General features: G+C 30.8%; 13 protein-coding genes. 7 read left to right on the top strand and 6 right to left on the bottom strand.

The features are described 5' to 3' along the window. Positions 1-1140: a site-specific integrase gene (locus tag QM873_RS04850; protein ID WP_048770538.1), complete on the top strand. Its 1140-nt coding sequence runs from the start codon at positions 1-3 to the stop codon at positions 1138-1140. Between the two features lie 357 nt (positions 1141-1497). Here the strand turns inward: QM873_RS04850 and QM873_RS04855 are convergent, their stop codons facing one another. Next, the gene (locus QM873_RS04855) at positions 1498-2472 is read right to left on the bottom strand and encodes a hypothetical protein (RefSeq protein WP_414278913.1); all 975 of its coding nucleotides are present in this window, start codon (positions 2470-2472) and stop codon (positions 1498-1500) included. Positions 2473-2835: 363 nt separating this feature from the next. On the opposite strand from QM873_RS04855, the gene QM873_RS04860 reads away from it, so the two are divergent. The 5 genes from QM873_RS04860 to QM873_RS04880 all read left to right on the top strand — a co-directional run bounded on the left by QM873_RS04860 (position 2836) and on the right by QM873_RS04880 (position 6230). Further along, positions 2836-3921, top strand: a complete 1086-nt coding sequence (locus QM873_RS04860) for a DUF6287 domain-containing protein (RefSeq protein ID WP_414278914.1) — start codon at positions 2836-2838, stop codon at positions 3919-3921. Between the two features lie 64 nt (positions 3922-3985). Then, complete coding sequence (locus tag QM873_RS04865; protein ID WP_414278915.1) at positions 3986-4684, top strand: hypothetical protein; 699 nt, start codon at positions 3986-3988, stop codon at positions 4682-4684. A gap of 184 nt (positions 4685-4868) precedes the next feature. Further along, a complete protein-coding gene (locus tag QM873_RS04870; RefSeq protein WP_414278916.1) occupies positions 4869-5318 on the top strand; it encodes a hypothetical protein in 450 nt (149 codons plus the stop codon). Positions 5319-5555: 237 nt separating this feature from the next. After that, complete coding sequence (locus QM873_RS04875; protein WP_129822670.1) at positions 5556-5918, top strand: hypothetical protein; 363 nt, start codon at positions 5556-5558, stop codon at positions 5916-5918. Between the two features lie 12 nt (positions 5919-5930). Next, positions 5931-6230: a hypothetical protein gene (locus QM873_RS04880; protein ID WP_129822671.1), complete on the top strand. Its 300-nt coding sequence runs from the start codon at positions 5931-5933 to the stop codon at positions 6228-6230. Positions 6231-6689: 459 nt separating this feature from the next. On the opposite strand, the gene QM873_RS04885 is transcribed toward QM873_RS04880, so the two are convergent. Beyond that, positions 6690-8168 (bottom strand): Sau3AI family type II restriction endonuclease, encoded by a 1479-nt coding sequence (locus QM873_RS04885; RefSeq protein WP_414278917.1) that lies wholly within the window; start codon positions 8166-8168, stop codon positions 6690-6692. A gap of 123 nt (positions 8169-8291) precedes the next feature. Here QM873_RS04885 and QM873_RS04890 point away from each other — a divergent pair, with 123 nt between their 5' ends. Next, the gene (locus tag QM873_RS04890; RefSeq protein ID WP_414278918.1) at positions 8292-9560 is read left to right on the top strand and encodes a DNA cytosine methyltransferase; all 1269 of its coding nucleotides are present in this window, start codon (positions 8292-8294) and stop codon (positions 9558-9560) included. A 91-nt stretch (positions 9561-9651) separates the two neighbouring features. Here QM873_RS04890 and QM873_RS04895 read toward each other — a convergent pair whose 3' ends face one another. The 4 genes from QM873_RS04895 to QM873_RS04910 all read right to left on the bottom strand — a co-directional run bounded on the left by QM873_RS04895 (position 9652) and on the right by QM873_RS04910 (position 13600). After that, entirely contained in the window at positions 9652-10299 is a 648-nt protein-coding gene (locus QM873_RS04895) for an EcsC family protein (RefSeq protein WP_414278919.1), read from the bottom strand. 101 nt (positions 10300-10400) lie between these two features. Beyond that, complete coding sequence (locus QM873_RS04900; protein ID WP_414278920.1) at positions 10401-11090, bottom strand: helix-turn-helix domain-containing protein; 690 nt, start codon at positions 11088-11090, stop codon at positions 10401-10403. Between the two features lie 8 nt (positions 11091-11098). Continuing rightward, a complete protein-coding gene (locus QM873_RS04905) occupies positions 11099-11959 on the bottom strand; it encodes an ImmA/IrrE family metallo-endopeptidase (RefSeq protein ID WP_414278921.1) in 861 nt (286 codons plus the stop codon). Between the two features lie 90 nt (positions 11960-12049). Continuing rightward, positions 12050-13600: a hypothetical protein gene (locus QM873_RS04910; protein ID WP_414278922.1), complete on the bottom strand. Its 1551-nt coding sequence runs from the start codon at positions 13598-13600 to the stop codon at positions 12050-12052. Positions 13601-13602 lie beyond the last annotated feature (2 nt).

Raw genomic sequence — 13602 nt, forward strand, 5'->3', positions numbered from 1 at the left:
ATGGCAAGTGTTCGTTACCGAAAGCGAGGAGATAGTAATTTATGGACCTATGAAATTCGTAACGAAGGAAAAACTGTTGCTCATAATAGCGGTTTTAAAACAAAAAAACTTGCAGAGTCAGAAGCTGAACCGATTCTGCAAGAACTTCGTTTAGGAAAAAGAATTTCTAGAGATATTTCTCTTGCCGATCTATATCAAGAATGGCTTGAACTAAAAATTTTACCAAGTAGTAGGTCGGAAGAAACAAAGAAAAAATATCTTCTCCGTAAAAACACAATTGAAAGATTATTTGGAAATAAAAAAGTCACTCAAATTCGTGCGAGTGAATACCAAAGAATTATGAATAAGTATGGGCAAACAGTTGGTAGAAATTTTCTTGGTAGATTGAACACTGGGATTCATCAGAGCATCCAAATGGCAATTGCTGACAAAGTTCTAATAGATGATTTTACACAACATGTCGAGTTGTTTTCATCCAAAGAACAACAGATGACAGAAGAGAAATATTTACATACAGAAAAGGACTATCTGGATTTACTTTTAGCAGTAAAGAGAAAATTCGATTACCAACGTTCAATTGTTCCTTATATCGTCTATTTTCTATTAAAAACAGGCATGAGGTTTGGAGAGTTAGTAGCGTTAACTTGGAATGAGGTTGATTTTGACAGAGGATTGTTAAAAACATACAGGAGGTATAATACTCTCTCTCATAAGTTTGTTCCACCAAAAAATAAAACGTCTATTCGGATGGTTCCAATAGACGAAGAGTGTATCAAAATTTTGCGCCTTTTACAAACGGAGCAAGAAAGAGCAAACATGGAGTTAGGAATCAAAAATCGATATCGAATGATCTTTCAACATTTTGGATATATTCATTCAGTTCCAGATATTGCAAGCGTCAATAAAGCTTTGAGTGTTCTCTTAAATGAGTTGGACATTTATCCAATTATCACGACAAAAGGAGCACGTCACACCTATGGAAGCTACCTCTGGCACAAAGGGTTTGACCTTGGAGTTATTGCAAAAATTCTAGGGCATAGAGATATTTCAATGTTGGTAGAAGTATATGGACACACTTTAGAAGAGAAAATTTTTGAGGAATTTAATCAAATCAGAGATGTATGGAAAGATTGCTCATAAAAAAATGTGGGGCAAATGATGGGGCAAATCAGTTATAGACAAGCAAAAAAGCCTTTTAAATCAAGGCTTTTTCCTGTTGATTTAGATGCCCCCTGCAAGAAAATCTTCATTTTTGTATAGAAGAAAATAGTAGTAGATACTTGAAATAAAGGGATTCTTATTAAAAATATTTTTCGAATAAAAGTGATTTGAAATACAATTTGGTACAAATTTGGTACAAATATAATTTTCTTAATAAGGTCTGTTTTGAAAAGTTGTGTTTTCCCTTAGGATAAAAACTGCTTAATATCAAAATTTTATATACTTTTTTATCCAAAGCTTTTAAAAAAAGCTCTTGCATAATTGCAAGAGTATTTTTTATTTTAGAGATCCTTTAAATTTAACTCTATTCGGTTCCATAACATATTGATTCACAGCTACTTCTTCATCGCTTATGTAATAATAGAATCTTGGACTTTCAATTCCATATGAATGAGCAATCTTATAAAAAGTCTCATTCAATGCAGAAATAATCTTTCTAATTTCTGAATCTGTATAAGATGCTATTATTTCTGAAAGATTTATTCTAATACCAGGAGTAACAGAGGTTCTCTCCATTGTTAACATTTCATTTCCTGACTTCATGTTCATTGTATCAATAGCAGATTGAACTGAACCGTAATAAGCTTCTAAATCAACTTTCCTTTCTTGAGAGCTTGAAGTTGTCGAATCATTTCCTGATTGTATTTCAGGTGAATAGGATTCTTCATAATAATAATAACCGCCATCTTTTTGAGACACTGGATCTCTCATAGATATAATTACCGTACCTGTTTTTCCATATGTTCCATATTTTTGGGGTTTATTTAAGTCTCCTTCAAATTCATATTCCTTTTCCCCGCCTATCAATTCGTCAAAATTGTATCCTGTTCGGAAAAGTAACCTTTTTCCTTCTAAAGTATAAGTGAAAACGTCGTCATATTGTTTTATAACAATAGAATTGACTTCAATCTCATAAATTTTTTCATCACCTGGTAGTTTGTACGGAAATCGCTGGATGATTTTCCCACGTAATTTAATTTTTGCCCCTCCTGAATTTAATTTCTCATCAAGTTCTTTTATACCAGTTGGATTCCATTTTTCTTCTGAGGAAGTTGAAGATGATGGGTTGGTATGCTCATCAAATTCTACAGTAGATTTTACGTCAGACTTGTTATTTCTATTTTCAGGAGTATTTAAAGCCCCATAGATAGCAATAGATAATGGAATGAATAATGATATAAAAGATAATACTAGTAGCACAATATTATGTTTAATCCTTCTATCTCGATCTAATTCCTTATTTTTAAACATTAACTATTCCTCTAATACTTTTATTTGTCTAAGTAATTTAAAACATTATAACATATATGCATAGAATTACCAATAACTATTTCTACGTTTTGAGGAGATTTATCATAAGAATTATAAATATCGATGTATTTTGGACTGATTAAGGTTATCTAAACTTTTCAATATAGTATTTGGCAAATGATATTTTTAGGAATACTATGAAAATTCAATGAATGTGTAAAAACATTATTTTTGTTTAGTTGAGCGTGATCTATTTGACTTATTAAATTCATAAATAGTTTTGGGAAAGGGAACAGATTATCGAAATCCGTATGATATAATTAGAGGAAAGAATGTTGGGAAAAAAGTATCAGGGAGTTAAAAATGAAATTAGGAAAAATAATAAAAATAAGTGAAGAAGACGTCTATATAGGTTTTAAAACTGGAAGTTCTGAAGAAGGACAAACTATGACTGTGCCTATTCATGAATTGACTTTTAAACCTAAATTAAATGACTCTGTAGAGGTTTATAATCATAATGAAAGTGTAATAGTTAGACGTTCAGGAGTGGAGGTCCCGAACTGGATTTTATTTATGTTAGTGAGTATTATACCTGCCTTGGTTGTATTTGCTACTCTTTTCCTATTTAATCATAAAAAACAAGATATAAAAGCAGCAAACACTGATATTTCAGAGCAAGTTTCTTTGACTAGCAGTACTTCAAAAACTAGCAGTATTTCAAAGACTAGCTATTCTTCAACAACTAGTTCATCATCAAAATCTTCTGAGATTAATATTATTGATACTACAGCTGAAGAACTTAGAGACATGGAGAATAATGGAACATTAAAAACTGGTCAACTCTATCGATTTACAGCAGAACTGTTTCGTCAGGAATATTGGGGAGATTATTACGGTCATTTTAGTGCCTTAAATAACTACTATAATGTAATAATTAAAGCTAGCAATGCTACAATTGCTGGAATAGAAATCCAAATTAATAAAAATCTAACTTATGGATGGAAAGAGGGGCAAATTGTTACCTTTATTGTAAAAATTATAGAAGACTCGGAGAAGTTTCAATATTGGGTTGTTACAGATGCTGTTCTGTCAACACAAAATTTGACGGAAAAGAAAGAAGCATATTCTGAATCGCAAGTAATTGATACTCAAGCTATCATAAATGGAGACTATTCTAGTATAGCTGGTACATGGAAAAATAGGCAAGGAATGGAGTTTGTATTCGATAAAAATGGTCTAGTACATAGTGGAACGATTTCAAAAGTGGAAGTAAAAAATGGTGGAATTATTGGCTTTAATATCAGTGCAGGTAATACAGGATATAGTATGAGCATCTATCCGTCTGGCATTGCTATGACATGGGTTGATTCTGATTTAAGCAAGGATAGACTCATTGCAGGTCATGTGCCACCGACAAATCCAGATGAAGTTTTTTACAAAATAGACTAAGAAATCAATAACTTTCTCAATCAATAAAGCAAACTACTAATCTACTTATTTGAAAGGTGATTCAATGAATTCGTTTATTATGTTTCACTCAGAGCGTCGTAAATTAATCTTAGATGAACAGAATATCTGTTATTGTGACAGTTTCAAGGGGAATCAGGATCCTTATATTTTTGCACCAAGATTCTTATATTCTTATTGTAAAATTAATCAATTACCCATTAGTAAAATGGAAAAAGGAGATACAATTTTATGGTTTACTAAAGACAAATCACAAGAAGGAGAATGGTTTTGTGATCTAGTATTCATTTTAGATAAAAAAAGAATTTGGAATCCTATACCAGATTCTTTTAATGCTAATTATAAGAATGATTATACAAAATCAGATATCCGGCAATATGTTACTCATGAAAGAGAGGAAAGAGACCATTTCCGTTGGGCAGGTATAGATCATCCAAAGGGGGAAAATTCTCACAAAAGAATTACTCTTTTTGCAAATTCAAAAGAAAGTTTTCAACCACTAAATAGTGAGAATAACTTGATTTGTATGGATGAGTTCTGTCAGGATGAACTAGGATTAGACCTTTCAATTATCAAAGGTGGACCCAGAGGTTACCCTAAGAGAGTGCTAGATGAAAATCAATGCAATAAAATCCTAAATTATATAAATGAAGAATCGCATAAAAAGCTACACGGAAAGCAACTTCAAGAAATACGTGAGAAACACGAGAGAATTATTCAAAGAATTATGTATTTCTCTAAATAATTATGTAACATCAATTTCTTTTTAACCCAATTCTTAAAAAACAATTCAATGTATTTTAGTCAATTTATAAACTTTCCGAAAAAGAGGCCTTTTCCTGAAAGAAGTTGATTGCTCATTTTAGTATATAGCGTATTTTACTTTATAAACACTTGTAGTGTGACTTTATTTATTAAAGGAGGAACAAATGAACGATTTTGAATACGGCTTACCTGTAGCTTGGCTAGTAGAATTTACTGAAGCTTTAAACGAAGCTTTAGATTTCAGAAAATTTGATGTAACTTTAGATAGTATAAATTTAAAACCAAGTCTAGAAAACAATAGACTAGTTGATAAAATTAAGGATGAGTTATCAAGCTTCCTTCCTTATGGACAATTGAAGAGTAATAAGAGTCCAATCTATTTTGATTTAAACTATCCAGATGATTGCTTAGGCATAGTATCATTTAATAGCAGAAACTACATTGATGCAGACTTATTACATGAATATTTTGAAAAAATGGATTTGCTGAAGGAGGATGCGCCAAAAGATTATTATAGTGCTCTCGTCAAGCAATGGATTAACGATGCAGAAATTATAGAAAACGAAGTTCAACAACTTCTTCGTCAAATAACAAAAAAACATTTGAATCAGTAACACTCTAGTTTAGAAATTAGTTTCTTTTTTCACAAAAGGAAATTAACTTTAAGGGCTGAGAATAGCATGACTTCTTCTTTTCTCATGTTATAGCTTTTTATCATCTATTTTAATTTTTTTGAAAAAAAGATTGCTGTTATAACAGACATTTTTAACATTTTCTATTATAACCGACATTGGTTGTATCAATTCTGTAATGGTATTTTGGTATACTATATTGAAAAAGGAGGTATATCTATGAGAAAACTTATTAGTGTGCTGTTTGTGTCGCTCCTAGCTTTTACCCTTATTTCATGCTCCAATAAAAACAACCAAACTTTAGATGGAGAATATTATTGGATAAACGAAAATCGAAATGAACGAATATTTACGATTTCTGGAAATAAGGGTACAATTGATAGTGGTGAAGCTGATACCTTTGTAATTAATAAAGAGAATGAAACAATTGAATTGATGGGCTCACAAATCATAAGTCGAAGTGAAAGCTATACATTTAAAGATGGAGTATTTACTGTTGATATTAGTGGAACAAAACATGATTACTATTTAAAAGGTAGTGAGGCTTACAAAAATGCACTTAAAAAATATGGATACGATTAGAAAGGATTGGCTATGAATAACTTAGATGAACAATACGAAAATCTGTATGACTTTATCAAAAATCTTGAAATCCTACTTCAAAAAAATGTTTTCGATAACCAAAAGCTTGAGGAAATTAGTGTATTTGGAAAGGATGTTTTGAATCTTTGTAAATCAAGAGAATTCAATATTAACTCGAATGATCTCTTGTCCCTCAATTCTTTTATTGAATTGTTTATGAAAGCAAATGAGTCTTCAAAAGGTTATCTAGCTTCACAAGTAGAGAGATTTTATAGAGAAGTCATAGAGCCAACAAAGGATGAGCTATATTAGACAATAAACAATCATTCAATAATTGCTAAACATCTATTTACTAAATAGGTGTTTTTTAGTACAAAATAGATTTCCATCAAAATTAATTATTGATTTTTTTGACTAAATAATTTATATTTCTTACCAAATAAATTAATCAAGAAAATTAGATTGTACTTTGTTATACAATGAATGTATGAACAATTTAAAAAAAGAAAATATCAAAAAAGCCATTTGGCATATTAAACGCCATTGTGATAAAATTCAGAATACCCCAGAAGACAAAATAAGTAATCACGATCTATTTCATCTCCAATCTAGTGTAGATTGTTTGAGACGTGTTATCAACAATGAAAAACCCTATCCGTGGTTGGACAGGGATGAAGTGTTTTAAATAATTCGAGGAATTTTATTACTTTCAGTTCAGATAGTCAAAGAATTATAAAGTTATTTCTATTCTTATAATTTATGATAACAGTTTTAAACCCAGAATTCTTCAACTTGCTTACTAATAAAGTCACGATTAATCCAAAAACTCTGTTTTGTCATATAATCGTCGGAAAAATCTTCTGGTTTATTTTTCCATCTAGCTTTAACTGGCAGATGACTAGAATTAGGGCCATTTACATAGCTACTCTTATTTGTATGAGGTCTGACGTGCATTATACTCCCTGTATCAGCTGCTTTTGGTAGATTATTTTCAATTCTCCAATTATTGCCCCATGAAACTTTTTCTAATTCGACGCCTTCTTCAATAATTTTTTTAGTGCGACTCCAGACTGATTTTGCTTGGCTTTCAATCAATTGCATTGGCATATACCAAAACTTAGCACCTTTCAAAATATATTGTCCATTAATATTTTTAAAAACTACAAATAAGAACTTTGTTTGTTCTAGTTGATTATATAGTTCTGATTCATTCCAAGGTGTATTTACTAATTCCTCAAATTCAAAACTAGGGAGGCTCATGTGTTGTTCGGGTACATTATTGCCTTCTAATCGAATAGTTTTTACTTGGATTCCAGCTTTAGAAAATTCTTCAGAATCTTCTGGGTTGTTTCTGATTCCCAAGATTGAATTTATGATTATTGATTGTAAATGTTTCGGATTAGTATTAATTGAAAATAGATTTGCTAACTCTGCTGTTGACTTTCCTTTATATTTATCTATTTTTGCAAGAATGATTTCCTCTAGTGATTGTTTTTCTAGTTTTTTGTAGTCAGTAATGATAGACTCACGATTATTTTTTACTTCTGAACTATTGTTGAAATAATCTACTTGAATATTTGGATCTACCATATCCCCGTAAATATAATCTTTAACCAGAGTTTTTAAATATGAATTTTTCAGAGCAAATGCTCTTGGTTTTGCTCCACTGACATTTAAAGATGGATGTTGAGGGGTTATATCTGTTGCTTTTTGAGCTTTTGTACAAGCTTCAAGTATGTTTGTTAAGCTTCCGGAAAGATCATTCGCTTTTCCTTCCTTTATATATTTGTGAATTAACTCCCAGTCCTTTTTTATAATTAGCCAATCTTTTTCAGGAACTTTAAACTGCATAGCCTTGATGAATTTAAATTCAGTATTTTTTAGTCCCTTTTCATAAAGATAAAAACCGATCTCAAGGACTTGGTTTTTCTTATAAAAATTACTCTCATTAATATTGTTTAGTTCAAACTCGGTAATATAATTAATTTTGTTTAGAACTAGACGTTCTTTTGCAGTGATACCATCTCTAACTCTTTTTAGAGGAGTTGCTTTCAACTCTATGCCAACAGCACTTAAATCTGCTTCGGCAAGACTATTCTTTTCAACTCCAAACCAAGACTCCCAGGCATCACCATAGATTGATTTGTTGGCCGTTTTTTTATTTGGCATTAAAGCTTGTAGTTCCCCAACTGTTTTTCCAAGAGCTTTAAGTGCCCAGTTATGTACATCTTCTCTATTGTTAAACTTCATTTAATAGCACTCCCTAAATTTTATATCTATTTTAACATAATTAATTCAGAAAGTTGATCGATTTTTATTTTTTTAGTATAATAGTTAAATAGACTGTTTACTATATCTCTAAAAGGAGAAAACATGAAAGTATTAGAATTATTTGCCGGTGTTGGTGGATTCCGAATCGGCCTTGAAAACTCTGATAAAGATTTTTTTAAAACTAAATGGGCTAATCAATGGGAGCCTTCACGTAAATCACAAGATGCTTTTGAAGTTTATGACTATCATTTCCCAGATAGTGAGAACTTAAATATCAGCATTTCAGATATCTCTGATGAAAAATTTGCATCTATGGATGCCGATATGATTGTTGGAGGTTTTCCTTGCCAAGATTATTCCGTTGCAAGAAGTAAAAAGAATGAAAAGGGTATTGAAGGGAAAAAAGGTGTTCTCTTTTGGGAAATCATTCGGGCAACTGAAAATATCAAACCTAAATACCTCATTCTCGAGAACGTGGATCGACTTCTTAAAGCTCCTTCTAAACAACGTGGAAGAGATTTTGCAATCATGCTTACGGCATTCAATAATTTAGGATATTCAGTAGAATGGCGAGTGATTAACGCTGCTGAATACGGAAGAAGCCAACGTCGACGTCGAGTTTTCTTTTTCGTGTATCGCAACGACACAAATTTTGCAAAAACTATTGATGAAAAATATGAGCAAAATAGTGTCGTATTTGAAGAAAACAAATATGATGAGTATATTTTTGAAACAGGTTTGTTTGCTACTCAATTCCCAATTAAAAAATTTCCAGTTAAAAATCGTCAGGTCTTCTATGAATTAGGAGAAGATATTGTTGATGTCTCTGATAATTTTACTGGAACAGTTTGGAATACAGGTGTTATGAGGTATGGAAAATATTACTCTATCGACACTGAACCTGATTTTGATGGAAAACCTATTACTCTAAGAGAAATACTTCAAGACGAATCTGAAGTACCAGAAAAATATTTCTTAACAGATCCTGATAAGTTGGAAAAATTCCAGTTTTTAAGAGGACCAAAACGAATTGAACGGACGTCTGCTGACGGACATACTTATATCTATTCTGAAGGCGGAATGGCTCCGTATGATGATTTAGATTTGCCTGGACGAACTATGCTCACTTCTGAAGGAACTGTAAATCGTTCTACTCATTTTCTTAAAGTAAATGACAAGTATCGTCTCATTACTCCAATAGAAGCAGAACGTCTTCAAGATTTTCCAGATAATTGGACCTCTAAAAAGAAACTAGCAGATGGATCTATTGTTGAAGTTTCAGATAAAATGCGTATGTTCTTTATGGGGAATGCCCTAGTAACAGAAATTGTAAAAGAGATTGCAAACTTCATCCGAAAAATAGAAAAATAAGAGTGCTAAGAGCTCTCTTATTTTTTTCATTATTTTAAAGACTCGTTTATTAATTTTATTAAAAGAGACATTATATTTCTTCGAAAAATTCTTAATTATTGTAATTATTATTAAAAAACCACTCGTAGGATCTTGAAGCAATTATTTTAGTCTCTGCGAAGTCTAACCCACCACCGACTAATCCTCCAACAATTGGAACCATTTTCCCAAAATTAAATATTCCCTTAGTTCCAAACTTAGTTAATAATCTAAATCCTACCTTTTGGTTTATTTGGGTGAGGACCTTACCAGGAATTTTTTCTATCATCTTTAGAGCCATTTTTTCACAAAGTTTTATCCCAGTCCTTTTTAATATTTGATTAATTGCTACACCAGCTAGACATGCATATACTAGCGTCTGAGTCTGATCGCTTTTTAAATCATAACCTGCCATATAGGCAGTACATGCGATCATTCTCATCTGTACATATAATACATTGGCTATATTAGCGGGAATTGCAACTGGTAATGTTATAATCCCCCCAAGACCACTAATAACTCCCGAGGTTGTACACTTTAATATTTGATTATTTAGCATTTCTTTACAAGCTCGTTCTTTTGTTTTGTACTTACTTAAATAATCATTCGCAAAACTTTCAATAGGTGGACTAACTAGAGGGATGCCGTCTAGTATTTTTTTATATGAAGCATCTAAAAAATTCATAATATCTTGTTGTGAAACAATCTCATTTTTTCCCATAATCTAGTACCTCAGCCATTACTCTTTAGTTTTATACCTCTTAGTATTATATCATTTTTTTATTATTTAATTCTTTAGTTATTAAATAATAAAAAGGATTATTAGTTATACTTTATTGGGATAAAGTTTCCAACAACAATTCCCACAACTCGAGGCTCTTCATCATATGAAAGAAAAATATCTTGATATTTTGGATTTATAGAAACTAACCGTAATCCATTCTCTTCACGATAAACTCGTTTAATAAAGGTCTGACTGTTGCAGATAACTGCATAAACTGCTCCATCATAATCAAAACCCGTTTCTAGAATCAAGGCTACAGAACCATTTTCATACTTGGGCTCCATGGAATCCCCTGATACCCAGGAAGCAAAGTCGTGAGCCAATTCTTCGTCAAAATAGACAGTATCATAGTTCCAATCATTATAAACCGATGAGCCAATACCAGCAGACATTTTTTCGTAAACATGATATTCGTATAGTTGTTCTGATATTGAATCAACTCTCTTACATGTTTCTTTTTGAACTAGTTTTCTGACATAACTAAGTGCATTATTCTTACCTTCATCTGATAGAGTATTATATAGTCGGACGATTTCAATCTCTGTGAAATAACCTTTTGGAACATTTAGAATCTGCTCCAGTCGACGCACTTTTTCTCTAGAAGGTTTTTTTATTCCACGTTCCCATGCGGAATAGGCTTGATAACTAATACCTAATTGATTCGAAATATCTTTTTGAGTCATTTTTAGATCTTTTCTACGAGCTTTTAGTTTTTCTGGTTGATACATCGTTCACCTCACATTAATAGTAATTTCAATTGAGCTTTTTGTTTTGCCTCTTTGTCTGTTAGCTTATTCTTATCCCAAACATAAGCTATAGATTTTCCTTTGTTATAAATCAGCCATACTCTTAGATTGTCACTACAAGTCTTTATTAATTTCCAATTCTCCTGATTAAGAAGTTCCGGATATTCTTGACTAGTAACGAAGCCTCGTTGGTTTACAGACCGCTTTATTTTATTGGTAAGCAAAGGTTGATAATCGTTGAACTCCTTAATAATTTGTTCCTTTATATTGTGAAACAAAAGGAGTAGAGATGCATTTTGTCCATCAATATATGTCTCGATAGCATGCTTAATGCAACCTTCTTTTCTAGGATAATATTCTCGTAAGAGATCTAACAGGCGAAAAAATAGAGCTTGCTTTGAAACATCCAGACTATTTTGAATGTGTTGAAAGGTGTCGCAACTATAATATATCTTAGACAATAAAACAATGTCAGGCATTAATACAATAGCGGAGAAAATATTTGCCTCTCGTTCTAGCAAATTTTCTTGATTATCAATAGATTCTGCAAAATAATTACCTTCATGCTCTAGTATAAAATGACCTAGCTCATGACACAGAGTGAAATTTTGCTTCACTACAGGATTTTCTTTCTCATAAGAAAAACTAACACCTAATTTATCAATAATAGTTAATCCTTCAATCTTACAATTTGAAAAGTGGTGACTAATCACTTGAATATGGTATTTCTGAATACAATGTTGAAAGAAGTAGTTAAAATTATAATTTAGTAACGAAACATCATGATCCTTCATGTACTGATATAACACGTGTTTTGTATACTTACTTATTCTTGTATACAATTCATCCAAATAATGATACCTCCTTTATATATGATCTGCAAAACCAAACTAAACCAAATTGATTGAGTTGACCTTGTAGAAAAAGTGGACACTTGTCCACTAGATCTCACATGATTCTTTCTTTTTCAAAAGTACTTTGTGTTTAAAACATTTCCTATCAGAATAGATTACTAAAACTTCAGCTTCACATTTTTGGGGATTAGATATCCAGTCGGGGCTAGCACCCCAAATTATCTTTATATCAGATGGAAGAGATGATAAGTTACTTATCAATTCTTTTGGTTCTATTTCTTCATTCGGATAAAGAATTAACTCATCTATGAAAATTGGGATGACAGATGAATTACTCGTATATAGCTTGCTAGAAATATAATCAAGTAATATTTGTAATTTATCTATAACTTTTCGCCTACGTTTTGAGAGCCACTCAGAATCTCCTTTTAAAATAGCGAAAATAATTGCCAATATAGAAATACGTTCTATACCTGTAAATAGTATATTTCCTAATGGGCCAAGTTCCGTTTTTGGGATAGAAAACAAGAATAAAGGTTTTAGTAACTTGGACTCGTTAATAAAAACAATAAATAGATACAGAAAAATCATAAATATGTTTACTTGAAATTTTAATTTAATTTCATTTGATTTTCCCATATATATTTCTGTGTTTTTTTCTAATTTTTCTAATTCGCTAATAGGAACTATTCTGGAAAGAAATAGTATATCTTTCGATAAAATTTGATTAATTACAACAAAAATTAATAATACTAATGCCCAGTAGTCTTTATTTATAAATCCAACTAAATATACTAGAATAGTAAGTATAATAGTACTCCGATAATTTAAACTAAAAAATTTTAACAGATAGTTTATAGAATATGGTACCAAACATAATACAATTATAAGTAGTATAAAAAATTTGAGAAACAATAAAATTAGAGATTTATCCCCTTCTAGGGAAGAAGAAAATCCAATTAAAAGAAAGCATAGCAACCAAATCTCTAACCAAGTAATAAAATAATAAATCCTATTAATATCAGGGATACTGTTTCTTTTAAACCATTTTCTAAATATATGGAAAGAAGATTCATTAACCCATATAGTTCTATTTTTACTTATAAACTCATTAGTTTGAAGGATGGTAAAGAGAAGAAAATGACTTAGGCAAAAAAATGAAAGAATGGTAAAAGAAAAAATATTAAAATTTAATAAATTCTGGTAAATAGATACATCTATTAGTAACATCATAAGAATAGGGAAAACTAAATCAAAAATATTTAAATTTTCTTCTCTAGGAATAATTTTATCAAAACTAGTAAATGTTAGTATTTTATCGTCATTATTAAAATAGAATTCAAACATGAATGTATGATTGTCTAACTTAACTTCTTTTTTATTATTATATTTTTTATAGACAGGATATTTTTCCCTCTTTCTCTCAGGCAATGAGAGATTTTCTTGGATAGTACTGTTTATATCCTGAATCAACCATGAACAAGTTGAATAAAATTGATCTTTATTTAAGAATTCTTGATTAAGTAGTTCGTCAACATCGATTAAAAAATTCTCTTTATATTTTACTTGAAGAGCGCTATCTATATTATTCGTTAGTTCAGTTATCGTAATTTTTCCTACTTTTTCATCACCTACCAAAA

Source organism: Streptococcus australis (assembly GCF_047463015.1).
In the GTDB taxonomy this organism is placed as follows: Bacteria; Bacillota; Bacilli; order Lactobacillales; family Streptococcaceae; genus Streptococcus; species Streptococcus australis_F.